Source organism: Bradyrhizobium sp. AZCC 1578 (genome assembly GCF_036924675.1).
Taxonomy (GTDB): Bacteria; Pseudomonadota; Alphaproteobacteria; order Rhizobiales; family Xanthobacteraceae; genus Bradyrhizobium.
In genome coordinates, this window is the sequence record NZ_JAZHRZ010000001.1 from 2182404 (window position 1) to 2207236 (window position 24833).

General features: G+C 58.3%; 23 protein-coding genes and 2 pseudogenes. 4 read left to right on the top strand and 21 right to left on the bottom strand.

The genetic code is table 11. From position 1 onward, the window contains the following. Window positions 1–6 precede the first annotated feature (6 nt). The 3 genes from V1290_RS10610 to V1290_RS10620 all read right to left on the bottom strand — a co-directional run bounded on the left by V1290_RS10610 (window position 7) and on the right by V1290_RS10620 (window position 3401). The gene (locus V1290_RS10610) at window positions 7–441 is read right to left on the bottom strand and encodes a winged helix-turn-helix transcriptional regulator (protein WP_334364359.1); all 435 of its coding nucleotides are present in this window, start codon (window positions 439–441) and stop codon (window positions 7–9) included. 468 nt (window positions 442–909) lie between these two features. Next, on the bottom strand, window positions 910–2601 hold the full coding sequence (locus V1290_RS10615; protein ID WP_334368987.1) for a long-chain-fatty-acid--CoA ligase: 1692 nt from the start codon (window positions 2599–2601) through the stop codon (window positions 910–912). Window positions 2602–2750: 149 nt separating this feature from the next. Further along, window positions 2751–3401, bottom strand: a complete 651-nt coding sequence (locus V1290_RS10620; RefSeq protein WP_334364360.1) for a TetR/AcrR family transcriptional regulator — start codon at window positions 3399–3401, stop codon at window positions 2751–2753. Between the two features lie 24 nt (window positions 3402–3425). Here V1290_RS10620 and V1290_RS10625 point away from each other — a divergent pair, with 24 nt between their 5' ends. The 3 genes from V1290_RS10625 (at window position 3426) to fabF (ending at window position 6103) form a co-directional block, all read left to right on the top strand. Next, window positions 3426–3920 (top strand): tautomerase family protein, encoded by a 495-nt coding sequence (locus V1290_RS10625; protein WP_334364361.1) that lies wholly within the window; start codon window positions 3426–3428, stop codon window positions 3918–3920. Window positions 3921–3952: 32 nt separating this feature from the next. After that, the gene (locus tag V1290_RS10630) at window positions 3953–4756 is read left to right on the top strand and encodes an SDR family NAD(P)-dependent oxidoreductase (protein ID WP_334364362.1); all 804 of its coding nucleotides are present in this window, start codon (window positions 3953–3955) and stop codon (window positions 4754–4756) included. 84 nt (window positions 4757–4840) lie between these two features. Then, entirely contained in the window at window positions 4841–6103 is a 1263-nt protein-coding gene (gene fabF / locus V1290_RS10635; RefSeq protein WP_334364363.1) for a beta-ketoacyl-ACP synthase II, read from the top strand. Between the two features lie 317 nt (window positions 6104–6420). Here fabF and V1290_RS10640 read toward each other — a convergent pair whose 3' ends face one another. Continuing rightward, complete coding sequence (locus V1290_RS10640; protein ID WP_334364364.1) at window positions 6421–7038, bottom strand: TetR/AcrR family transcriptional regulator; 618 nt, start codon at window positions 7036–7038, stop codon at window positions 6421–6423. A gap of 162 nt (window positions 7039–7200) precedes the next feature. On the opposite strand from V1290_RS10640, the gene V1290_RS10645 reads away from it, so the two are divergent. Then, window positions 7201–7980 carry an SDR family oxidoreductase gene (locus V1290_RS10645; protein WP_334364365.1) on the top strand — a complete coding sequence of 260 codons (780 nt, stop codon included), beginning with the start codon at window positions 7201–7203 and terminating at the stop codon, window positions 7978–7980. A 969-nt stretch (window positions 7981–8949) separates the two neighbouring features. Here V1290_RS10645 and V1290_RS10650 read toward each other — a convergent pair. The 17 genes and pseudogenes from V1290_RS10650 to gspG form a co-directional block, all read right to left on the bottom strand. Then, entirely contained in the window at window positions 8950–9174 is a 225-nt protein-coding gene (locus V1290_RS10650) for a hypothetical protein (protein ID WP_334364366.1), read from the bottom strand. A gap of 21 nt (window positions 9175–9195) precedes the next feature. Further along, window positions 9196–9600: pseudogene (locus V1290_RS36480) on the bottom strand (hypothetical protein); the annotation flags it as partial. A gap of 64 nt (window positions 9601–9664) precedes the next feature. Beyond that, a pseudogene (locus tag V1290_RS36485) lies at window positions 9665–10423 on the bottom strand (calcium-binding protein); the annotation flags it as partial. Window positions 10424–10588: 165 nt separating this feature from the next. Then, window positions 10589–10876, bottom strand: a complete 288-nt coding sequence (locus tag V1290_RS10660; protein WP_334364368.1) for a hypothetical protein — start codon at window positions 10874–10876, stop codon at window positions 10589–10591. Between the two features lie 41 nt (window positions 10877–10917). After that, entirely contained in the window at window positions 10918–11724 is an 807-nt protein-coding gene (locus V1290_RS10665; RefSeq protein WP_442894978.1) for a calcium-binding protein, read from the bottom strand. Then, the gene (locus tag V1290_RS10670; protein ID WP_334364370.1) at window positions 11649–12056 is read right to left on the bottom strand and encodes a hypothetical protein; all 408 of its coding nucleotides are present in this window, start codon (window positions 12054–12056) and stop codon (window positions 11649–11651) included. The genes V1290_RS10665 and V1290_RS10670 overlap by 76 nt, the downstream gene beginning before the upstream one ends. A 146-nt stretch (window positions 12057–12202) precedes the next feature. After that, window positions 12203–12592, bottom strand: a complete 390-nt coding sequence (locus tag V1290_RS10675; RefSeq protein WP_334364371.1) for a hypothetical protein — start codon at window positions 12590–12592, stop codon at window positions 12203–12205. A 5-nt stretch (window positions 12593–12597) separates the two neighbouring features. Beyond that, on the bottom strand, window positions 12598–16662 hold the full coding sequence (locus V1290_RS10680; RefSeq protein ID WP_334364372.1) for an RHS repeat-associated core domain-containing protein: 4065 nt from the start codon (window positions 16660–16662) through the stop codon (window positions 12598–12600). Window positions 16663–17701: 1039 nt separating this feature from the next. Then, complete coding sequence (locus tag V1290_RS10685) at window positions 17702–18202, bottom strand: hypothetical protein (RefSeq protein ID WP_334364373.1); 501 nt, start codon at window positions 18200–18202, stop codon at window positions 17702–17704. Beyond that, window positions 18199–18732: a type II secretion system protein GspM gene (gene gspM, locus V1290_RS10690; protein ID WP_334364374.1), complete on the bottom strand. Its 534-nt coding sequence runs from the start codon at window positions 18730–18732 to the stop codon at window positions 18199–18201. The genes V1290_RS10685 and gspM overlap by 4 nt, the downstream gene beginning before the upstream one ends. A gap of 44 nt (window positions 18733–18776) precedes the next feature. After that, window positions 18777–19577 (bottom strand): PilN domain-containing protein, encoded by an 801-nt coding sequence (locus tag V1290_RS10695; protein WP_334364375.1) that lies wholly within the window; start codon window positions 19575–19577, stop codon window positions 18777–18779. Between the two features lie 387 nt (window positions 19578–19964). After that, window positions 19965–21728 carry a GspE/PulE family protein gene (locus V1290_RS10700; RefSeq protein WP_442894979.1) on the bottom strand — a complete coding sequence of 588 codons (1764 nt, stop codon included), beginning with the start codon at window positions 21726–21728 and terminating at the stop codon, window positions 19965–19967. Window positions 21729–21744: 16 nt separating this feature from the next. After that, complete coding sequence (locus V1290_RS10705; RefSeq protein WP_334364377.1) at window positions 21745–22239, bottom strand: prepilin peptidase; 495 nt, start codon at window positions 22237–22239, stop codon at window positions 21745–21747. Further along, window positions 22236–23069 carry a general secretion pathway protein GspK gene (locus V1290_RS10710; RefSeq protein ID WP_334364378.1) on the bottom strand — a complete coding sequence of 278 codons (834 nt, stop codon included), beginning with the start codon at window positions 23067–23069 and terminating at the stop codon, window positions 22236–22238. Before V1290_RS10710 ends, V1290_RS10705 begins: the two co-directional genes overlap by 4 nt. Window positions 23070–23097: 28 nt before the next feature. Beyond that, window positions 23098–23859 carry a prepilin-type N-terminal cleavage/methylation domain-containing protein gene (locus V1290_RS10715; protein WP_334364379.1) on the bottom strand — a complete coding sequence of 254 codons (762 nt, stop codon included), beginning with the start codon at window positions 23857–23859 and terminating at the stop codon, window positions 23098–23100. Further along, the gene (locus tag V1290_RS10720) at window positions 23784–24308 is read right to left on the bottom strand and encodes a type IV pilus modification PilV family protein (protein WP_334364380.1); all 525 of its coding nucleotides are present in this window, start codon (window positions 24306–24308) and stop codon (window positions 23784–23786) included. The genes V1290_RS10715 and V1290_RS10720 overlap by 76 nt, the downstream gene beginning before the upstream one ends. Next, the gene (gene gspG, locus V1290_RS10725) at window positions 24309–24773 is read right to left on the bottom strand and encodes a type II secretion system major pseudopilin GspG (RefSeq protein ID WP_334368988.1); all 465 of its coding nucleotides are present in this window, start codon (window positions 24771–24773) and stop codon (window positions 24309–24311) included. Between the last annotated feature and the right edge of the window lie 60 nt (window positions 24774–24833).

A 24833-nucleotide genomic window follows, 5' to 3' on the forward strand; every position in this document is an offset into this window, starting at 1 on the left:
GACAGTTCAGGAAACGGCTTTGGCACCGGATTTTGCCCGCTGAACCGGCCGGCGGGCGATAGCGTCGGCTGCTTGTTGCAGGTGCCGGAAAGCCTCGTCGTGCCGGAGGCCGCGATTCAACCTGCCGCCGAGGTGCCGGATGCCCCATCGGCCCAGAGCCAGAACGATGACGCCGAGCTCACGGCCAGGGTCGGTAAGGGTATAGGCGGCTCGCGGGGGATGGTCGCTGTAGAATTCGCGACGTACAAGGCCGTGTGCCTCAAGTGTTTTTAGACGATCAGAAAGGACATTAGGCGCCATGCCAGGCAGACGCTCTTGAAGGTCCTGAAATCGCATGGTGCCTGGGAGAAGGTCACGGATAATCAGCAACGTCCAGCGCGCGCCCACAATGTCGAGCGTTCGCGCTACAGGACAAGACGCATCAAGACTGTTCTTTGCCATTCCAGGCCCACCCTACCTTGCCGCAACACCCGGCCCACTGCCTTGCGGATATATAGTCAATATAATTTGGATTGGAACTCCCCTCGCCCGGATCTTGGAATACCAAATTTCTGATGGCCGGACTGCACCGGGGTTCATTCTGATTTGGTACTTTGGCCGAGAACACCGGCGGGAAGGACAGCAGTCCCGCGGTCATCTGATTGGGTTGACGTTTGAGGCTATCGTGAGGGTGCCGACAGGGGCATCCCAACAGGAAATTGCTCCCTCCCCGCTATCGATTGCTCGTGTGATCGCAGCCGGTGTTCGCTTCGGCTTGTGTGCTTGCATATGCCGGTTAGGGTCTCAGCAGGCCTGTCTGCCTGGCGGCCGCGCGCTGGCTTGCCTGGGCTGGTGCCCAGACACTTGATGATGATGTTATCGCCGGACAGATCGTTGCCGCAGTCCGGATCGGCTTTGTGATTTTACAAATCAAACAGTTGCTGTGGCTTTTAGAGTTTCATTCCTCAGTTCTCGGCGCAGAATTTTTCCGACGTTGCTCTTCGGCAGCTCAGACCTAAACTCAACGTGCTTCGGCACCTTGTATGGAGTCAATTGTGTCTTGGCGAAAGCAATAATGTCCTGAGCTCCCAGATTCGGGTCGAGGCGAACTACGAATACCTTGACCGCTTCGATGGATTTCGGATCGGGGACGCCGATCGCGGCGCATTCCAGGACTCCCGGATGGCTGGCGATCACCTCTTCGACTTCGTTTGGATAGACGTTGAAGCCGGAGACAATGATCATGTCCTTCTTACGATCCACGATCTTGGTAAAGCCGTCCGGCAACATCACGCCTATATCACCTGTCCGGAAGAAACCGTCGCTTGTCATCACCCGGGCGGTTTCGTCAGGCCTGTTCCAGTAACCGGCCATCACCTGCGGCCCCTTGCCGCAAATCTCGCCGGCTTCGCCGAATGGCACTTCCCTGCCATCATCATCACGGATAGAAATATAAGTTGATGGGACAGGCAGTCCGATGGTCCCGGAGAACTCTGCAAGATTTGGCGGTGTCACCGTTAAAGTCGGAGCTGTCTCAGAGAGGCCGTAGCCTTCGGAAAGGACACATCCGGTCGCCGCGAGCCATTTGTCTGCAACGGTCTTTTGGGTCGCCATCCCGCCACCGATTGCAGTCTTCAATTCCGAAAAATCCACCTTCTTGAAGTCGGGATGGTGCAGAAGACCATTGAACAACGTGTTGACGGCCGGGAAACTATGGACCTTGTGCTTTCGAAGCTCCTTGATGAATCCTGGAATATCGCGCGGATTTACAATCAGAAGGTTGGTGCCGCCTACTCGCACGGAAAACAGGAAACAGGCCGTGAGCGCGAAGATGTGATAGAGTGGTAGCGCGCAGACTGTCAGGAAGGGTTCGACCAGTGGCGGCTTGCGCAACGCGGGATTGGTCCACGCAACAATTTGAAGCACGTTGGCCACCATATTACGGTGGAGCAACGTTGCACCTTTCGAGACACCCGTGGTGCCGCCGGTATACTGTAGAAACGCAACATCGTCCGGACCAATATTCGGCTTGTCCAGCTTCATCTTGCGGCCGGCTGACAACGCATCCTTGAATGAGATTGCGCCTGGCAGCGAATACGCAGGGACCATTTTCTTGACCTTGCGCACAATAAAATTGACGAAAACGCCCTTGAGACCAAGTAGATCTCCCATCGTGCCGACGATTATGTGCTTGATGCTGGTCCGCGGCAGCACCTTTTCCAGGGTCGTCGCAAAATTTTCTAAAATAACAATGGCCTCTGCGCCAGAATCGTTGAGCTGATGCTCGAGTTCCCGCGGAGTATAAAGAGGATTGACGTTCACAACCGTGTAACCTGCACGCAAGGCAGCAGCTACCGCGACAGGGTTTTGCAGAACGTTTGGCATCATGATCGCAACCCGGGCGCCCTTCGCGAGACCCCTGCTTTGCAGGTAAGCGCCGATACCGGCTGACATCTTGTCAAGCTGGTCGTAGGTGATCGCCTTGTCCATGCAGATCGCAGCTTTGCGATCCGCAAACGTCGTAAAGCTTTCTTCGAATAGTTCGATCAACGAAGAATACTGGTTGACATCGATATCGGCGGGAACTCCCTCCGGATACTGCTGTAGCCAAAAGCGCTTCACGATATTTCCCCCTGCAGAAAAGCCGCTCTTGCGGTCTCGTTCGATTGTTCCCTGCCAGGACGGCCCAATGCAGCCTGGACGGAGAGAACTCATGGCGAGCAGCACAACCAGGCTCGCAGATTGAGCGCCCCACACTTAGTGATGAAGCGTCAGCCCTGACCTCTCGGACCGCTCCCGCCCCGCCGCGGCTTGTTTGAAGTCACCGCGCTTTTCCGGCACCGCTCTGTTGCGTTCGCGAGCAATTCACGGCCAAGGCTGCTCGACGCCGGCATCGCTCTGGCCAGAACCAACGCCCCGAGCATACGACAAACCACATCGACCGCCTCATCACGCGCGTATGGCGTCTTGGGCAACAGATTTTCAACCGACAAGATCATTCGCTCAACGCCATCGGCGAAAACGCTTTTGATGGTATCGGGCTGTCGTGCGACCTCGCCTGCCAGTGCAGCCGCCGGACATGTCGAGCCGGGCGCGTTGCGGGCCTCCTCCGAAAGATACGACGTAACGAATTCGTCCAGGGTCGGCATTCGTTCCCGCACGTCATCCATCTGTCGGAATGCGTGATCGAGTGCCTCGCCCGCTAACGCGCCTTTCGATTCAAAGTGATTATAGAAGCCGCCATGCGTGAAGCCCGCGGCCCTCATCAGGTCGTTTACTGAAATGCCATCGAAACCAGCCTCGCGAAAAAGCCGCGAGGCCTTCGCGACAACCCTTTGCCGATTCTTCTGGGCCTGGTTCTCTGTAATCCGCACGATCAATTCTCCGAACCACCAATCAGCAACAATGATATACATCATCATTAAGGGTTGACAACAGCGTTAATAATGATGATTATCATCATTGATGACACGCAGAGAGACGCCGAATTAAGAGGAAAAATGCCGTTTTGGAAGATATATCATCCTGTTGGCGCCTTCACCGCTGATGACAAGCGCGCCTTGTCACAGCGGATTACCGAGCTTTATCGCGGGCTGCCGAAATTCTACGTCATCGTCGTTTTTCAAGAGGTCGCGCCCGAGTCCTTTTACATGGGCGGCGAGGAGGCGCACAATTTCGTTCGCATCTGGGTAGACCATATCGCGCGGTCATTCCCGCCTGACGCCAAGAAGCTAAAAGCCAAATGGATGGGCTGGGCGGAAAAGGCAATCGCGCCTTACATCAAGGATCGCGGCAGGGATTGGGAAATCCATATCGACGAGACGCCTTTTGATCTCTGGCAGATTCAAGGCATGCCCGCGCCACCGCCAAACTCCGAGCATGAGAAGCGCTGGCTCGAAGAAAACAAGCCTGTGCCGTATCCCATTCAAGAACCGGTCTAGATCCATGCCGATTGTTGGAGGCTTAGATTGAGATGAGCAACCCTCAACGTTTTGCAGTCGTCACCGGTGCGTCGTCCGGGATCGGCGCCGTTTATGCCGAACGAATGGCGGAACGCGGCTACGACTTGATTCTCGTCGCCCGTCGTCGAGACCGACTAGAGGACATTGCCAAGAGAATCAAAGTCAAGACCAACCGAGCGGTCGAGATTGTCACTGCCGACCTCGCTGACGCGAAGGACCTGTTGCGCATTGAGGCGCTGTTAACAAACCGTGAGGAAATCGACGTCCTGATCAACAATGCCGGCCTCGGCGCGCTTGGGTCGGCCTCGAAAGTAGCTGCGGACGCGCTGGAGAACCTGATCAAGATCAATGTCCTGGCGTTGACGCGACTGACTCAGGCCGTCCTACCGGGATTCCTGCGCCGCAATTCCGGAACGATCATCAACATCGCCTCCATGATCGCGGTCATGCCGACGCCTTCCGGCGCAGGTTATTCCGGCTCCAAGGCGTATGTTTTGAATTTCACGCGCTCGCTCCAGATGGAGCTTGCCAAGACTGGCATCATTGTTCAGGCGGTGCTTCCCGGCCCGGTTCGCACCGAGTTCTTTGAAGCATCCGGTCTCACTGCGGCTCCCTTCCCCAACGAACTATTCATGTCCCCGGAGCAATTGGTCGACACCGCCCTGCAGGCATTGGACCAAGGTGAGCTTATCTGCTTTCCCTCGTTGGAGAATGCATCGCTCTGGACGGGCTTTGAAGACGCTCGCATCGCATTGAGCCGTGCGCTCATGCAATCGGGTAGGCCCGCGGCGAGGTATTCAGGAGGCGCGCGGTAGCGAACGCGGTTATCGCAACCACCCAGAGTCGCGACCGGGCGGAACGACGCGATGTTCGTGGGTAACGCAAGAAGGTAACCTCATATGCGTCGGATCGTCGTTACGGGTTTGGGATTGGTATCACCGCTGGGTTGTGGCAGCGAGTTGGCATGGTCCCGCCTGCTCGCGGCCCGTTCAGGGCTCGCCGCCCTTCCCGAATGGGCGGCTGCCCTCCCCGCACGGGTCGCTGGAATCGTGCCGACCAAGGCCGACGATCCGGATGGAGGCTTCGATCCAGATCTGGTTGTTCCTGCCAAGGATCAGCGGAGGATGGACCGCTTCATCCTGTTCGCACTGGCCGCCACGGCCGAGGCCATTGCGCAAGCGGCATGGGCGCCTTCCGACGCACACGCGTTGGAGCGCACCGCGACGGTGATCGCATCGGGTATCGGAGGCTTTCCGGCGATCGTCGAGGCGGTTCGCACCACCGATCAGCGCGGCGTGAGGCGCCTCTCGCCCTTCACCGTGCCGTCCTTTCTCGCCAATCTCGCGGCCGGTCATATCTCCATCCGCTACGGCTTCAAGGGTCCCATCGCAACGCCGGTCACCGCTTGCGCCGCGAGCGTGCAGGCGATTGGTGACGCCGCACGCCTCATCCGAACCGGAGAAGCGGACGTTGCGATCTGCGGTGGCTCGGAAGCCTGCATCGATCTCGTGAGCCTCGGCGGCTTCGCCGCCGCCCGGGCCCTTTCGACCGGCTTTAACGAAACGCCAGCGCGAGCGTCCCGCCCCTTCGACCGCGACCGCGATGGCTTCGTCATGGGCGAAGGCGCCGGTATCCTTGTCATTGAAGAGTTGGAACACGCGCTCCGCCGGGGCGCCCAACCGATCGCCGAAATCGCCGGCTATGGCACAACTGCCGACGCCTACCACATCACGTCGGGACCCGAGGACGGCGACGGCGCGCGCCGCGCTATGGAAGGCGCCTTGCGGCAGGCCGGCCTCAAGCCCGGTGATATCCAGCATCTCAACGCCCATTCCACTTCGACGCCGGTTGGCGACGTTTCCGAACTGGAAGCGATCAAATCCGTGTTCGGCCGCGACGGAAAAATTGCCGTGAGCGCCACCAAATCGGCGACCGGTCATCTGCTCGGCGCAGCCGGGGGAGCGGAAGCGATCTTCACGATCCTCGCGTTACGCGACCAGGTCGCGCCGCCTACTCTTAATCTCGAGAATGGCGACGCGGCCGCTGATGGCGTCGACCTCGTGTCCCGTGAGGCCAGGCGCATGACGATGGAGCACGCGATTTCGAATGGATTCGGCTTCGGGGGCGTCAACGCCAGTGTCATCTTTCGACGTTGGCAATGATCAAGCCTGCCCAGATCGGCAAGTCATCGCCGACTTACCCTTAGCTTGGGACTGAACCAGAATCTTCCTAAAGGAATTCTTCGATCCGAAGCCCGGTTGATTGCATGCCGGCGGCACGTCACCCGGATTATTCATTGGACTCTCCGCATCAGCAGTCATGGTACCCAATTGGTACGATCTAGGCCGAAGAGCGAAGCGTCGAGACTGCAGCGTTTCACTGGTTTGTTACGTGGTTGGGATTTGTCGAGGACTGCGCCACATCCAAGCTTACGGGTAGCACTGCGGAGCTTGCGCGACCGTCCGTTCAGATAATCGGTTCAGGTACCGTAAATTGCAAGAAACTCGCGCGCCGCCTGCTCGGAGAAGAGCTTCACTTCGTCTTCGGCCGGAGGCTTGAGCACTCCCAAAAGAAGCCCCACCTGAAGATCGGACCACAAAAGCCCCACATAGGTCCGGACCATCCGCTTCGTCTCCGCGCGTTTCAGGAGACCGCGACTAACGGCGTGGTCGATCACTTTCGCAAGCGCTTCGCGGCTCGCACGGCGGCCATTTCTGTCGATAATGCGCGCGACCTCCGGGAGATCATCGCTTCTCGCGATCGCGAATCTGAACGCAGCGATAGCGTCGGCGCGAGTGACGTCCTTGAGAAGCCGAAATCCCAATTCCCGGAGTACGTCGAAGAGTTCTCGCGCTGTGCTGGGCGCGGGCAGTTCCGAGAGGCTGCCGCTGATCGCGCTTGCGCGTTCGGCGATGCAGGCGAGGAGGATCTCGTCCTTGCTCGAAAACAATGTGTAGAGCTCGCGTTTCGACACGTGGGCCTTGGTCGCGATTTCAAGGGTGCTCGCGCCTAAAAAGCCGTTTTCATTGAGCGACTGGAAAGCAGCCGACAGGATTCGATCGCGAATAGAACTCTGTGAGCCGCGAGTATTGTCCATGTCCCACATGTGATAAGGTACTGAAAGGTACCGCCCAGTCGGGCTAATTGCAACTACCTATAGTTCTGATTTAGAATTAATGATTGCTTCGCTTCTGACCTGAGGCGGTATAACACGACCGTTACCACTACTTTGTCAGCTCCCAACCCGCGAGTAAGCGACATGTCTCAGTCCAAGGGCGACGCCCAACCTTCCGTCCAGGACGTTGCACTCATTATCGGTGGCGGTCCGGGCATCAGCTCAAGTTGCGCGAGGCTGTTCGCGAAGAACGGTATGCGTGTTGCTGTGGCAGCCAGGAATCCCGGAAAAGCGGTTCTTGAGACACTTGAGGAAATGCATGGGGTGCGTCGATACGCCTGTGATGCCAGCGAACCGGCGGCCGTGGAGCGGTTGTTCAAGAATATCGTGCAGGACATTGGGACGCCGAGACTTGTCGTGCACAACATCGATGGACGGGTCCCCGGCATTTTCCGCAAGAGCGTTATCGAAGCGGACCCAGTCATGGCGCTAGAAACACTTCGAAACGCGGCGTTCAGCGCATTTCTGGTGGGTCAACAGGCAGCTCGACTCATGCTCGGAAACAAACTCGACGCCAACGGGGCGAAGGGAACGATCATCTTCACGAACGCCAGCGCAGCGCTCAAAGGCTTTCCATCAAGCAGCGCCTTTGCGATGGCATGCCATGCCAAGTCGGGACTCGCGCAGAGCATGGCAAGAGAACTGATGCCGCAGGGTATCCACGTCGCGAATGTACCGATCGACGCCGCGATCGGCTGGACTCAGGAGGACGGGACCCGCGCACACCGGCTGGCGGGGATGACTGTCGACGACAACATGGCCGACCCCGACCATATCGCCGAAACATATTTGCAACTGCATCGCCAGCATCGGTCGACGTGGGCGTTCGAAGTCGTGCTTCGGCCATGGGTCGAAAAGTGGTGACTAGCATGCGCCGGCGCGCCTGTATCGTTTCCCGGAATTGTCGGCCCGGTTTTTCGACTGGTTGTCCGATTTGTTCGCCGTAATACCCTATTCTACGATGAGCGCGTAATAGGCCTGCCCGAGTAGCCTCCGCGGTATATGGTGGGATGAAAGCCACGGAGATAAGCCAATATGGTCGATGTGATGCGCGAAGCCGCTCAGTTCGATTCTGGGCCGAGCTTCAGAACTCCATTTCCAAACGCGCCCCAAAAAATCTGGCGGGAAATAGAGCTGCTTGCATAACGAACTCAGCAGCTTAAGTGCTGGCTGGGGCGGGAGGGATCGAACCTCCGAATGGCGGAATCAAAATCAGGTTGATTAATTCAACGATTTCAAGGCGCATTCGGAAAAATACGGCCAAAACACGCTCTAGCAATTCAATGGCTTGTCGGCCATTTCCAAATGAAAACAGTTTCCATGCAGGATCAGTCCCGGCACGATTAAATAGAGCCGCTGATTAAGAGACACGCTGCTAGCGTTGATTTCTCAAGAAAATTTTTCCACCTAAGCCAAAATCCGATCATTACAGATCAATGGCTTATAGCGAAAAGTCCAACCGTCTGCAGACCTGCCGTCCGCGTGCAATTGATCACTGGGATTTAGCTCAAAGTTACGATTTGCCTCCTGCGTCCCGAACGCAGTGAACATCTTCTAAGTTGTTGATTTTTCTTGCTATGGCAGGTGCTTCCGTCCCGTTTTGTTCACGGTCGTTTCACCCAATTCTTTGCGATTTCGTTGCGGCGTTCTTACGGAGGACGATGGTCGCGAAGGGACCGGTTTGTCTCAGAAGCGCGTACCCTTTGGACGCACGACGTACTGGTGACGGTCACAGGTCCTTTTGGACGAGTTCGCGAAGCTCGTCGGGATCGTGTCCCATTGCGAGATCTAACCGTCGGCGGGTCATCGCGTCACCAGCAAGAGCCGGGCAGGTCAGTTGACGATAGCCGGAAGGCTGAGATCATCGCTCAACGGCGCGATGGGTTCCAACGTCATGTAGCTTCCCGAGGCCGCGGCTGCCGCGAGCACAGCTGCCGCATCGGCGAAGACGCCATCCCGAAATTCGAGCACGTCGCTGCCGACCATGAAATCGATAACGGTGTCCTGGCCGAGGTTGGCGCGGAAAACGAAGGTATCGTTGCCCGCTCCTCCTGCCATAGTATCGTTGCCTGCACCGCCAAAGATCGTATCGTCGCCGGACGTTCCCGAAATGCTATCGTTGCCTGACGTACCGCGTAACCATGCGGCGGATCCAATCTGAGCGCGGCGCCAGGTGGAGCCGTCGGCGAACGTAACCTGTTCGAAGCCGGCGCCGCCGGAGAATTTGATTATTGACCTGGACCCGCTCGCCGGTCGCGAGGATCGTGACGTAGAGGTTGTTATCCCAACGCATGAACTCGACGTCCGATGCATTGAGCCCAACCAGTTTGATGTTATCCGTTCCAGCATCCGCCCGCTTTCTGAAATCACATCGTTGCCGGAGCCGACGCCATAGATGTAGGTGTCGCTGCCGTTTCCCCCCTGCAAGGTGTCGTTGCCGCCATGACCGTTCACGAGGTCGGCGTCCGACGTTCCGGTCAGCATTTCCGCACCGTTTGTACCCAACACCGGATTCAATTGCGGCGGCTTTTATCGCGGCCTTGTCCAAGACGGTGCCGTCGGCAAAGGCGACGACTTCGATGCCGCTATCGCCGTCAAACTGATTCTCAACTTTCAACGTTTCGCCACTGGATGCGATCTTGATGTAGAGATCGTTGCCCGAGCGGCTAAACTCGACATCGGCGATGTTGAGGTTGACGAGCTTCACGACGTCGCCGCTGCCATCGGACGCCACACTACCTTCCGCAATGGTATCGTTTCCTGATCCCACCCCGAAAAGATACGTATCGGCGCCGCCATGTCCGATCAGGCGATCGCTGCCGGCACGTCCATCGATCGTGTCGTTGCCCGAGCTGCCATCTATTGTCTCTCCGGCGCTGGTGCCGATGAACCAAGCCGCCGCGAGTATCTGGGCTCGGTCCCAGTTCGTGTTATCGGCGAATCTGATCTGTTCGACGCCATAGCTGGTCGAATCGAAATGATCCTGGACTTTTAGAACCTCGCCGGTGGCGTTGATCGTGATATACAAGTGGTTGTCGAGACGGCTGAGCGCCACATCGGAGGGATTGAGACCGAGGAGACGGATCGCATCTACGTCTGATTCACCGCTGTCCTCGACAATCGTGTCGCTCCCGGAACCGGCGCCCCAGCGATAGGTATCCGAGCCACCACTACCACGCAGAATGTCGTCGCCCGCGCGGCCATCGATCACGTCGATGTCGCTCGTACCGTAGATCGTATCGGAGCCGCCCGTCCCGGAGTGCGTCAGATCGGCACCGTCATTGGCGATCGCGTTTGCTAGCAGCATCTGATCGGTCCAGATCGTTCCATCGTCGAACTGAACGGCAGATATCTTCCCGTCCGAGGTGAACTGCCCTCCGATGATGAGACCGCCATAGATGCCGTCGGTGCCGATCAGCAAAATGGCGTTAGTGGCGTTACGGACGACTGTCACCTCTGACGGTGCAACGCCTTAAAGGATCAGCTTATTTGCACCGCTCCCTTGATCATCGATGAGATCGTTGCCATCGCCGCGGGCAAAAAGATAGGTATGGTTTCCGGCGCCATCCTCGAGGTAGTCATCGCCGGCCCCGCCGGAAAGCGCATCGTCGCCAGCCCCGCCATAGATCGTGTCGTTACCCGCGCCTCCAGACAGCGTATTCGCTGCATAGTCGCCATGGAGGGTGTCGTTGCCGCTGGTCGGCACGGCGGCAAGCGCCAGCAACGTCGCGCGAGTCCAGACCGTGCCGTCGACAAACACGACCTGGTCCACACCTCCGGTTTTTGCGAGCAGCTGATTTTTCAGGATGCCGCGTCGGTACTTCCGGCAATGGAGAGCACCAGGTCGCTGCCGCCATTGGCTGCGGTCACGATGACATCACTGATGGCAATGCCGGAACCGAGCTGCAACGTGTTCACTTCGCCGCTGCTGCCGGTGTCGTTGTCGAGAATCGTGTCGCGGCCATCGCCGCGATTGAACAGATAGGTGTCGTTGCCGGCGCCTCCGATCGTCGTATCGTTGCCGGTACCACCCGACAGGATGTCATCGCCGGCACCGCCGTTGAGCGTATCGTCGCCGGCGCTACCGGACAGCGTATTCGCGGCGTAGTCGCCATGGAACGTGTCGCTGCCACTGGTCGGCGCGGTGGCCAGCGCGAGCAGCGCGGCGCGGTTCCACACGGTGCCGTCGGCGAACACTATCTGATCGACGCCGCCGGAGGCCGACAGCAACTGGCTGCGTAGCGTGATCTTGTCGGTGCTGCCGGTGAAGCTGATGACGAGATCGCTGCCATTGGCCTCAGCCACCGTCACCCCGCCTGGCACGATGCCGGCCCCGAGTTGCAGCGTGTTGAGTTCGCCGCTGGAGGCACCATTGTCGATGATGGTGTCCTGGCCATCGCCGGCATTGAACAGATAGGTATCGTTGCCGGTGCCACCCGACAGCGTGTCATTGCCGGCGCCGCCGTTCAGCGTATTGGCAGCATAATCGCCATAGAAGGTGTCATTGCCGCTGGTCGGCGCGGTCGCCAGCGTCAGCAGCGTGGCACGATTCCACACCGTACCGTCGGCGAATACCACCTGGTCGACACCGCCGGCCGCCGACAGCAACTGACTGCGCAGCGTGATCTTGTCGGTGTGGTGCCGGTGATGCTCAGCACCAGATCGCCGGAGCCCGACTGCTTCACGCTGACCTGGGCAGGCGCGATCGCCGATCCGAACTGCAAAGTGTTGATCTCGCCGCTACCGGCACCGTAGTCCAAGATGGTGTCCTGGCCGTCGCCGAGATTGAACACATAGGTGTCGCTGCCAAGCCCGCCTTGCAGCGTGTAGTTGCCGAGGCCACCGGTCAGTGTGTCTTCGCCGGCCTGGCCGTAGATCGAGTCGTTAGCCGACGTGCCGGTCAGCGTGTCGTTGCCTGATGTGCCGAAGATAGTAGCCATTGTGTTTCCCCAATAGTTCAGTCGAACGATAGATCAACTCGTCCCAACCGCGACGCACTGTGCGGGGTCGAAGCCTTGATTAGGGTTATCGAAAGGCGCGCGGGAGATGGAACCGTAACTCGCAACTCGATGAAAACTTCGTCAGCCTACGCCGGAAGATCACCGAAAGCTTCACGGATGACCTCCGTAACTTCATGATCTGACGGCATCCACTCGCTTGATATCTTTTCTACAAAAGCTCGCTCAGCGGTCGGCCAACGGTGTCTACTCAGTATTTGTGCGTTATCATTCAACACAATCCTTAAGAACTCGGGCCGAAATGCGTAAACGGCGCCAGAGCCAATACAACAGCTGTTTGAGTCAAACACTGCAATCTCGTTTCCGCGTGCTTTGGCAAAACTTACGTATTCATCTACCGTCATGTTGAGTACATTTTGGATAGTCTTTATGGGAAGGTAGCTAACCGATTTTCGTTCGTTCAGTTCTACATGTGTCCGAAGCATTTCTTTGATTAGGTTCTCAGCTTCACTCGTCACCGTGACTACTCCAATGGTTTGATTGGTCCGCGAATTATCTGACCGTTCTCAAGCAGAATCGGCGGTCCGCCGTTTCGCAATCGACCGTTACATGATGGACATAGTGGACCAAATAGACCGCCATGGGGAGCACCACAGTTGACATTCTGACACCAGAAAGTGGGCGATTTTCCTGCCGCAGCGACTTGATATGCTCCGCAGGTTAAGTTCGTTTTCCTAGAAAGGTTATTCTCAGATGAAGACGTCGCTAATCCTTGGTTATCCACCTTGAACGTCGGCGCCGACCTCGCATACGCATACAAGCTAGGCCCGTCGACGAACTCGGGCAGCTCGGATCCAATCTGGCCATTGTAGTCGCCCGCCGAGTTGAAGTGCAATCCAAGCCGCGATCCACCCGAGATGCCGCCGGAGGCGATCAGGAAGGTGCCGTCGAGATCGACCCGCTGTGTCGCCAGCACGTTCCGGATCGGGTCTCCTTGCGTGTAACGTCCGATCGTCGGATCGTAGTGCCGGTGCCAATTGTAGTGCAGTCCCGACTCCAGCAGGAAATACTGTCCCGGAAATCGCAGATTGTTCGATGCGGGTCCAAGGATCACGTCGACCGCGCCGAACGGCATGAAGAACGCATTCCAGACCACGGACTTTGCGCTGTCCGTCATCCGGATCGGGCGGTCGAGATGATCGGCGTGGACGTACCAGAGGTTCGGCGCGGCGGTGTCGAGATCGGCCGCCACCGCGAGCGGCATGTCGTCGAGCCAGACATATTCGCGGGTGACGACGCCGGCAGCGGTGGCCTCGGCGATCAGATGCCCGGCGAGATCGTAGATGTAGTGCATCGTGACCGGCGGAGAAGCGGTCTGCATCGTGCGGATCGCCATCCGCTCGAGCCCATCATAGCTGTAGTCGGCCGTCACCGTCGAACCGATGCTTAATTGGTCGAGCCGGCCGCGATTGTTGTAGCGGTAGGTGTAGGCCGTGCCGGACCGGTTGTCGGTGACGAGATTGCCGGCCGCGTCGTGGCTGAACGTGCGCACGCTGGTTCCGTTGCTAGTGACCTCGACCGGACGGTTCGACGCGGTCTCGTGGTTAGTCACCTGCTCCGTCACCGTGCCGCTGTTGTTGAGGAACTCCAGGGTCCGGTTGCCGACGGCATCATAGGCATAGCCGAGCACGCCCCAGGGCCCGCTGGCATTCTCGAGCCGGCCGCTTGGTGTGTAGAGATAGCTTTCACTGCGGTACGCATCGATATTGTCGACGATGTCGGTGATGTTGACGCCATCGCTGCGGCCATGTGCGCGATTCACCACATCGGTTCCCGATGACGTGTCGGTAACCAGCATCTGGGCGATCAAATAGTCCTGCGTGTAGGTCCTGATCTGAGTCAAGCCGTTGCCATAGCGCAACGACTGCAGCGGTCCCGACGGCATCCAGGTGACGCCGTCGGCCAAGGTCACGGTCCCGGCATTGGTCTGCGACGTCACGCCGGAGATGCGGCCGATCGCGTCTCTGGAATAGTTGACGATGCGACCCGAGGGATAGGTGATCCCTGTGATGTTGCCGTCGAGATCGTAGCCATAGCCGACGGTGTAGACCGCAGCACCCGTCGTCTTCTTTTCCTGGACCATCTGCCCGAGGCTATTGTAGATCCGTTCGACCGTTCCCGTGGCATCCTGGATCCGGGTGACCCGGCCCTTGCCCTTGTTGCCCCCGCCGGTGCCGTCCCACGTGTAGATGACATTTTCCGCAGGCGCCGCCGGGTATTGCTTAGTGAGCAGCCGCCCGGCATTGTCATAGCTCAGGTTGGTGACGACGCCGCGGGCGTCGGTGATCTGCACCGGATTGCCGAGGGTGTTGTAGCTATAGACCGTGATTCCGGAATCGGGGCTGGCGCGCTGGATCACATCGCCGAACCCGTTCCGGACATAGCCGGTGCTGAGGCTCCGCGGATCGGTGTAGTTCGTGATCTCGTCCCTGCCGTTGCGGGTCAGTGTGACCGTATTCGAATCCTCGTCCGTCGTGCTGATCAGCCGGTTCACGGAATCGAAAGTCCAGCCGAAGACGTTCGAGCGCGGGTCGGTCACCGAGACGCGGTTGCTGGTCTTGTCGTAGGCATGGGTCCAGGTCTGGCTGGAAGCACCGACGAATTTGAGCAGCCGTCCGAGCTCGTCGAACACGGCGGTTTGCGATAGCTGCAGCATCCCGCCGGAGTCCTTGATTCGGCGGGCCGTGGCGTTACCCAAATTGTCGCGATCATACTCAGCATAGGCGCCGCTGTTATCCTCGACCTTGGTGATGCGACGGGCGTCGTCGTAGGTGTACTGCAGATAGGCGCCATTGGGACGCGTGATCTTGGTGATGTCGCCAACCACGTTGTAGTCGATTGTCGTCACCGCCGACAGACCCGAGGGATCGACCGTCGTTGTTTTGAGCCGCCTTTCGGAATCATACGTCAGATTGGTCGTAACACCATTCGCATCAACAATCGTGGTGGGTAGACCGCGGCCGTCGACCGCAGAAATGGTCGTGGTCTGCCCGACCTCATTGGTCACAGATGCCAAATACCCTGACGTGTCATACGTGTACGTCACCGTGTCGCCGATGCCGCTGAGCGGCCCGTCGACCGTCAAGAGTGAGCCATAGGTATCGTAGGTGTAGGCCCAGGTCCTCGTCTGGCCATTGGTGGAGTAGGGAACGGTTTGGGACGTCGTGTCGGTCTGCGTCACTTGCGTGAGCTGACCAGAGGTCCACGTGTAATCGGTGGTGAGCTTCGGCTCAACGACTTGAGTTGGCACATTCAGCGTTGAGTGCCAGGTGATCGCGGTCGTGCGTGCACTCGCAGTCCCATAGCCGCCGATGATTTGCGTTGGGAGGCCTCGGCTATTACGAGTGTAATTGGTTACCCGTCCTTCGGCATCTGTCGACGACGCAATGAATTTCGTCGTGGTGGCGAGGGTATAGGTTCGGTCTGTGCTTGCCGGGCAGTTCGCGCTGGCCGCTCCGTCGATCCGCGCCAAACTGACATTGCCGCCGAACCAATTAAATTTATATGTGGTCTGCTTACCAAGGGCGTTCGTCACCGTTCGGGTCAGGGCCGAGCTAGCTATTGTCCCATAGGCAACAGCGACCTTATCGGCATCGTTTGGACCCTTACTGGTAATGGCGCGGCCCCGATTGTCGTACTCGACCGTCCAGCGCCGCGTATCGGATGAATCCTTGACGCCGGTGACGTGGTAGGGGAAATCTGCGTTCTCATGGAGATAGGTGGTCGAGTCCAGCAAGGTGTTGGACCCATCACGATGCTCGACCGAAACCAGGCGATCGTTGATATTGATGATGCTGTTGAGTGAATCGGCAACATATTGAAGCGTTGTTCCATCCGGCAACGTCGCGGATTTGATCCCGATCGGCTCGGGCGCACGGGATCCGCCTAAAGCCGCTGTATCCTGCATGTACCAGGTGAACGTTATGGATTTGCCATAACTGTCGGTAATCGAAATCAGTTCGTGATTGGTGCCGTAGGCAAGGCTCCATTGCAGCCCGTTGCGGAACGTGACGGCTGTCGGCAAAGCAATTACGTACTTGCCCGAGGCAGGATACAAGTACGTTTGGAACGTCCAGACGCGATCCTTGGAATCCCTTACGCGCCATTGCGTGGACGCCGCCAGCACATTGGCCCAGGTCGAGGGGTAGGCGCCGACAAATTCGAGTGTATAGTCCGTTTGGGTGGGGAGGCTATAACCGTGTTGTGAAGCGGTAAACGTACCGGAAGTGCTACCTGTAAATCTCAGTGAACTTCCTTCCGCGGTTTCGAGTTCGACATACGGGCTGCTGCTATCAAAGTGCAATTCGTGCTGAAAACTAAAGCGCCAACCCTGGCCGATCCCCCACGGCGCTCTTGCCGAAGCTGCGAAATTGTTGCCATAGCTCATGCTGTTGTAGACTCGTTCAAGCGACAGCGATCCGTCCGCCGTAGCAAAATCGACGACGCGAAAAAGCTTCGAGCCAGTCATCAGATCGATGGGACGAATTGTGCAGGGAACCTCGTTGCCGCCGTTGTTGGCGGCGGCCATCCCGCAGGATGACGGGCAGTCGGGGCTGCGATTCTCAGCGTTTTCGTCTTGCTTGACACACACTCCCGGGGGTATCGGCCTGTAGCCGTATTCGCATTGGAAATCTACGCCTGCGGGCAGGGGACCTCCCGGAGTTTTCCATGAACAGCCTTTTTGGTTCCAATACTTTCCATCATAATAACCATAAAAAGGCTGACTGGGATTATAGTAATCGTGTTGCACCTTGCATGCCGACATAGGGTCACCCGTGCACACGGTAACGCCAGCCCCTGCGGTTGTGCACCAACCTCTATAGCCAAGTCCAGCTGCGCTTGCTGGTGATGACGTTGCGGCGAGCAGCACGACGGCAAACAAGAATGTAATGGCCTGAATTGTATTTCGCGCCAACATACCGAACCTCACAAAGATTGGACTTTCTTGAAACATTTTCACAAAACTTGTCCGTCCCCAGGACCGACCGATACGAGACCATCTTGCTTCGACGCACGTCATATTCAGCCGCCCCTGATAAGATTCCGCGCATACGTCAGGCCTGGCCGGCCAGCATCGCTGATCAGATTGAGACTCCGCACAATTTCGATGATCAAGCTCGCCCACCCCAGAGTGCAGCTTGCGCGGCGGTGAAACCGCAACGCGCGCTGACGCTACGGTTGCAAACATCACCTCATCGCGAGCCGAACTGGTCAGGGAGCGTCATCGCTCCAGAATGACTGAAGGTTGGGTAGGCTTAAAAAAACGCCGCCAAAACCAACACTGCGGCGGACAGATGCAACCGCCAACCATCGTCGGCAACCATACCCATCGACATTCCCAGCCCCCAATATTAACGTGTGTAAGCAAATCAACACAACGTTAGGAGATATCAACTTCTGCGCGTCGTCAATCGCACCGACACCTTTTTCCAAAAGACATTTCTCAACCATATGCGAAAGAAGATCAGCAACATCGGGCGAAAATTCACCCGAGAGACATGCGAAGTTCACAAACAGCAGTGTGCATAATGCGCATCCCATGACTCTTGCGACCACTTCAGTGAGGTTCAGTCAGGAGGATAAAGACTCAATTCGATTAATCGTCCCGTCTGCTCAAGCTTCACGCCTGTACTCTTGACTGACTTGACCTTCCAGCCTTGAAACGTCTCGCCCTCGCCCGCCCACGCTCCGCCCGGTCCGGCTTTGCTGAACAGATACGCCTTGCTGAGCCCGTTCTTGATCATCACGCCGCCAACAGCGAGACCGGGATCGGCGGCTACCGGCGGCGGCGTCACCGCCACCCTGGGCGGTGCTGGCGGCGGGAGGACGAAGGGTTCGCGTGATTTGAACAATACCGGATGCGCCAGGATTTCCCCGTAGCTTTCGACAGCTCTCCGGTTAGTCGCATTTGCGACCGAGCCCGTCAGATTAACGTTCCAATCAATTTTGTCGGCCACGGCCGAACCATCAGACGCAAGCTGCGTCGCCACGTTGGCCAGCAGGCCGGCATTGACGCACAAGAGGATCAACAGGCCGGCCGCACGGACTGGAGCAATGCGCCATCTCATGGCTGCCCACCCGCCTGCACCGCGCCAAAAATATCCAGTTGTGCCTGGACGGCGGGTTCTTCTGAAGCGCCCTGCCTCGGTGGCGGGGGGCTCCTCAGGGTAGCACCGGCAATGAAGAGATAAGGCTTCGAACTCTCGATCGCATGGACCGTCCTCACGATGGATTGCAGCGAACCGGAGATCTCGATGCGCGACCCGCTATATCTGATCTGGTCAACAGTCTTGACGGGTAGCGCCTGCACCGCGCGCAACTTCGCACCACCCGCCTCGGCCATCGCCTTCAATTTGGTCTGCAGATCGGCGCTGATGACGTTTTCGTTCGAGCCAACAAGAAACTCTCCCCCCTGCATTTGGGCGTTCGTGTCGGATGCGATCGACTGGACATTGGCCGCCTGCGCTGCGATGGCGGCCAGCCTCATGAGCACTTTCCTTTGCTCTTCGATGCGGTTTTCGCGATCCGCGAACAGCGTACATACCGGCAGGACGACGAAGCCGACGATCGCAACGCATAGCGTCAAATTGCCGAGCACAAAGAGCGCCCGGCGGCGGAATTGAGCGTCGCCGAATATCCTCTTCATCGCGCGGCTTCCTTGAGCATCGCGGGCCTTCGCACCTTCGCCTGCAGGGCGAACCGCTCGCGCCCTTCCGCCGCATCGAAGGCAACCGGCGACGTTAGCGCCGCATCGAAGAACAGGCGCGAGCCATCGACGATCCCGACAAGGCTTGGCGCCGCACCCGAAAATCCGACCATGGTTACTTGCTGCTCGCGCATGCCAGAAGTTTCAGCAAGGCGAAACTCGGTCAGCCACGAATGAGGCGGCAGTATCCGTGTCGTTTCCTCCCATAAATCGATCAATCCCGGTGCCTCGCTCCTTTGCACCCGCAGCCGGACCAACGCGTTTCGCTTCTCGTGCAATTGATCGACAAGCGCGCGCACGTGCTGAGCCTTTTTGCCGATCGCCGCAATCTCTTCACCGAGACGGTCCAGCGTGGCTTGCTGATTCAGATACTTCAGGCCCCCCGACAGCAGCGCGAGACCAACTGCACTGCAACATAAGACAGGCACCAGCTTGTGCCTCCACGAACTTCGCGCTTCACCCGTGCGCCGCAAGGAAATCGCGACTGGGGATCGGCCGTCGGTGTAGTCGAACGCGACGAATGCAAGATCTTCGACATCGACACGGATCTGCGACAGGGCTAGATGCACAAAATGACGTCGAACTATCCATTGATGCACCTCAATCCTTTCGCCACTCGCAATCTTGCGCGCCTCGTAGTCGCAATAAATATCGTCAACCTTGAACGGCGTCTTCCGCCTGAGATCCTGGACAACGACATCATCAATAGCATTAGCCGCCTCGGCCGGCAGGAACACCCGCCTCTCAAAGAGGTTTTCCGCCGGCAGCCGAAGTCCTAGATCGACGTCTGCTCGCTTCAGGCCCCGGGGCAGCAGGAAGCGGTCGATCTCCGGCAGGAGATCGCTCCCGGAGGCAGATCGCCCGGAAGCGATTGGCGCGAATGCGTCGCCCAGTAGTTCAAGCGCAATTCCTCCGGGACCGCCGGAGATCATCAGCCGCGGCCGCCCGCGCCCGGTGAAGAATTCGGCGTATCGCTCGGGAATCAGGTCCAAGAACTCGCTTACCCACCATCGCCCGAAGCGATTCAGAAGCTTCGATAGCAACGCAACATCCGGCCGACTCAACGAAAGCTGCATCCGCGCCCCCCGAGTCCATTTCGCTTGCCTACCAAGCAGCCTCCACTGCTATCCCATTCGAGTCGCACGCAACACCTCGTCAATCGTGGTCTCTCCACGCCATACCCGGATCGCCCCCGTCTCATACATGCTGAGCATGCCGCTTGCCCGTGCGGTCTTGCTGATTTGATCGTCAGACGCATTCGAGAGAATGAGACCATGCACGCCAGCATCGATCGGTAACACCTCGGCAATCGTTGAACGGCCGGAAAACCCGACGCCCGCACATTCGCTACAGCCACTCGCCATCAGAATGGTCGGCTTGCCGCATCTTTCGATTCCGGGCACCGTACGCGCCAGTTCCCTTGTCCAATGGTCGGCCTGATCATGCTCACGGGCGCAGTGCCGGCAAAGCTTTCGGACCAGCCGCTGCGCCAACACGCCCTTGACTGTCGATGCCAGCAGGTAGTTCTCGACGCCTATGTCGATTAAGCGCGTAATCGCCGCGGCAGCACTATTGGTATGGAGCGTCGATAGAACCAGATGACCCGTCAAAGAGGACTGGATGGCAATGCGCGCTGTCTCCAGGTCGCGGATTTCGCCGATCATGATGACATCCGGGTCCTGGCGAAGGATCGCGCGCAGCGCATGCGGGAAATCCAGTCCAATTTCCGATTGGACCTGCACCTGGTTGATACCGGTCAATTGATACTCGATTGGATCTTCCACCGTGAAGATATTCCGCTCTGCGCTGTTGAGCGAACTAAGAGCCGTGTAAAGCGTGGTCGTCTTGCCGCTGCCCGTCGGCCCGGTCACCAGAATAATTCCGTTGGGTTCCTGCAACAGGCCTTGGAGTGCGGAAATCTGATCGGTCGAGAAGCCCAACTCGACGAAGTCGAGTGCCACCCGGGTACGATCGAGGATACGCAGGACCACGCTTTCACCGAAAATTGTGGGGATGGTCGACACGCGGAAATCGATGTCAATGCCTCGGATAGCTATTTTGATGCGACCATCCTGCGGCAAGCGTCGTTCGGCGATATCGAGCTTCGCCATGATCTTGAAACGCGATGTAACGGCCGCGCGTAGCGAGGGCTCCAGCACCTGCGCCGTCCGGAGCATTCCGTCGATGCGGTAACGTACGACGACCTGGTCAACGTTGGGCTTAATGTGAATGTCCGAGGCCCGCGCCTCCACCGCACCGGCAATAATCTGATTGACGAGCCCGATAACCGGCGCCTCGCTCGCGATATCGCGCAAGCGCTGGACGTCAAGTTCGCTCGCTTCCCCACCTCCGTGTGAGCGGCTATCGAGATGACCGGCACGAACTGCATACAGGGCGTCAAGCGCCTTCTCGAAATCGGCTGGCGCAAAGATCCTGACATTGACAGTCAAACTGGTCAGATAAGCAAGCGCACGCAACGGCTCGACATTGAGAGGATCCGTTACGCCGACGGTTAGTCCGCCCTCTTCGAGCGCCAATGGCAGAACTCGGTTGCGGCGCACGAAATCCGCCTCGATCACATCGGGGAGAATCCGCTCGAGCGGGAGGTCGCCGGGGCGCGCCATTTCAAGGGACAGGAATTTTGAGAGCGCGGAGGCGAGATTGGTTTCCGAGACCAGCCCAAGCTTGGTCAGGACGCGATCCAGTCGCTCGCCAGTCTTATGCGCTGCGCTCGTAGCACGTTCAAGAACGAGATGGTCGATGATACCTTCTGCGAGGAGAAAGGCAGCGAATCCTTTCTCGAACTGAATATCGTCTGGATTCGCGGCTACTGATAGCGCCACAGGCCGCGCCTGCGTCTCCCTTCTTGCATTTCGATCCCCGAGCATCGCCAATCCTTTTGCGTCAAGAGCTTGTGAGCGCAGCAGCCAGCCAACACACCACGGTACCAAGTCCCAGAAACGGGCCAAATGACACGCGTGCCGTCCTATCCAGCTTCCTTTCCCTTGCCGATCGGATCATGACGAAAATCAGCGCCGTACAGGATGCAATCAGCAACATCGAGGCGATCCCCTCCCATCCGATCCAGAGGCCTGCGGCAGCAACAAACTTCTGGTCGCCCAATCCGAGCCCATCCACGCCTCGAACGTAGGAAAACAGAGCGGCTATCATCGATAGGACGGCGAATCCGAGCACTGCCCCCAGGAGAGCGTCAGTGAGCTCGGGATGGCCGACAAAGATCGCCTGACCGATTCCGCCAGCGGCCAGCATCGCATTGAGACTGTTCGGCAGTCTCATCTGCCGGCAGTCGATCACGGCCATTGTCAAGACGGTCGTAAGCAGCACGCAGCCAAAGGCCACCCTCGAAACGACCAGCGGATCCGACAGGGCAATGCTCATTTGGCCTTCCAGCTCAGCAACCAATAAGGTTGATTTGGATTTTCCGTAAGCCGGACGATGGCCTCATGCACGAACGTTCTGTTTGACCTCTCAAACTCCGTCCGGATTGTGAAGGCGCGCCCCCGTAGCGACGTGGTGACATCGCCGGTTGAGCGCTCCATCGTCGCTTGCCGGCTTGCGCGGGCAGCCAATGCAGATTCAACGCCATCGGGCGTCATGTTCGGGAGCGCGCGCAACGCTTCACGTGGCGCCACCTGCGGATCGAGGAACTGGCGGCCCGAATAAACCGTCAGAGCGGGCTCTATCCGCCTGAACAGCGCGGGCGTCATATCCATCACGAGCATGAGTTCATCGACACTCTGAAAGGGTCCGTTGCGAGGACGGTATCCACTTCCGAGCGCTCGGTAATCCTGCTCCTTCGCACCATTCAGATGTTTGAGAGAATTCGCCGTTCTCCAATCCACGACCTTATCGGCAAGAGCGCTGGCAGGGCTAGGTTCGAGGCCGGCCGACCGCAACAAGTTCGTCAACAGCGAAACTTCTGCCTGATTGAGATCGATCTTACCCAACTCGTCCTGAATCGAGATCCTGATTGTTGTTCCGTCGAACTCGACCTCCTGTGTACTGCCATCGGTCCGCCAGCGGCGGTCGGCACGCACCTCGAGCATCCCGGCGACTGCGCGACTGACACCCGCCTCCGCTATCAAGTTGATGTTCGCCGCCTCCATGCCATTGCGTGCAAGGCTGTAAGCCATATTGCCATTCCATAGCAGCGAGAGGGCAATTGCTGCCAACAGGCCCAATCCCCAGAGCACAGAGACGACAGGCATGCCTTCCTCTCCTACCGTTCCGTTCGGCCTACCTGCCACGGCACCGCATGGTGATTGGATCGTAGATGCAGTTCACGTCTGCAAGAATGCGCGGCGCGACCAGGAGATCTGGCCATAGTCGCGCGTCGCCAGAACGGAATCCCACGCGAAGGCGGACAAGCCTGGGCACATCGCTCTGCTTCGTCCAGCTCTCATGCCATTGAAGCTTTCGTTCCGTCGCGGTCTCTCCGAAGTAGGACAATTCCACCCAATCAATGCCGGAAAGCAGCAATGTCCTTCTTGTCATGGACTGGTCGTCGCGGCTGGCAAGTTCGGGAGTTGAAACCATGACCAGATCGGCATGCTCTTGTGTTCGCTCCACGAGAATATTGAAGCGGAAATGGCCACCCGCACTTAACGCGATCGGAGCATTTCCCAGAAAGCTGATCCTCTCCTTCGTGCCCTCAAAATCAATCTGCGGCTGAACTCCGCTGTTTGCGATCGTCATCGGATAGAGATTGCCGATCGTACGCCGCAGCAGGTCCTGCGAAATCATGCTGCGCTCGACCTGCTCGGTGTTGGCGCTCGTGCTTCGCCAAGCGCGCAAGCCAAATCGCACATTATCGAACAGCAGCCCCGTGAGCAGACTGAACAAGGCCAGCGCAACGAGAAGTTCGACCAGCGTGAAGCCCGTCTCGCCATCATTTCCATGCCCGGTCGGCGCGGAACCTTGACTCATCGGCGCGCGTCCTTTGGTCCAAGACGCAATGTCGTCAAGGCATAGAATCGTCTCTCCGCCCCCTGCTCCCACTCGATCTCCGCCGAAATCCTGTAAAGTCCGACAGGTCTTTCTTCGCTCTCCCTTGCGCTATCATACGGCTGCACTTTCAAGTGCCACCGATATCCATTGGGATACTGGCCGTCGCGCGCTTCTGGCCTGATCGGCAGTACTGTACCGACCTCCTCCATCAAGAACTGCGCCAAGGAACTGGCTTCCGCCATCCTCTCCGCGGACGCTGTCTGGCGCAGGCTGTTCGAAATCAATCCCAGTAGCAGGCCCAGCCCGGCCGAAAGGATGGCCAGTGCGACGATAACTTCGACCAAGGTGAAGCCAGCTTCGCCCGCGGTGCCGTCCATCAAATTGCGCAGAACGCGCGGCCGCTGTGGCGGTAGCGGCTGATAACGACGCAACGAGCCGCGGGACCCTTTTGCCCGCGAAGATCGGCACATCTTCACCACTCGTTGTCCGATGGTCGTCATCTATTGCTGTCTACTGCTAGCGCTTGCCGTTACAACCGAGCTGTCACCCTCGCGCCCTTCCGGTCCCAGCGAAATGATTTCATAGGCGCCCTGCTGGCCCGGAAACTTGTAGACGTACGGCCGCCCCCAAGGGTCCTTAGGCACTGCATTGCCGTTCAGGTATGGCCCGTTCCACGACGCTGCGCCGTCTGGCCGTTGCGTCAAGGCGCCAAGTCCTTCTGCCGCGGTCGGGTACCGACCATTGTCCAGGTAGTAGAGATCGAGAGCTGCGGAGAACCCCTGAATCTGGATACGTGCCGTCTTCACTTTCGAATCTGAAAGGTAGTTCAGAACCCTGGGGCCTACGAGACCCATGAGCAGGCCGATAATGGCGACCACCACCAGGATCTCGACCAGCGTAAATCCAGCCTCGGAGCGGCGTTGCCGGTCACGATGGTTTCCTCGCTTCCGCTCCTGAAGCCGCATCGCCAAACTGGCAAGGCCTGCATGTACCAATTGTGTCAGTCGCATCGCATCGTCCCTCAT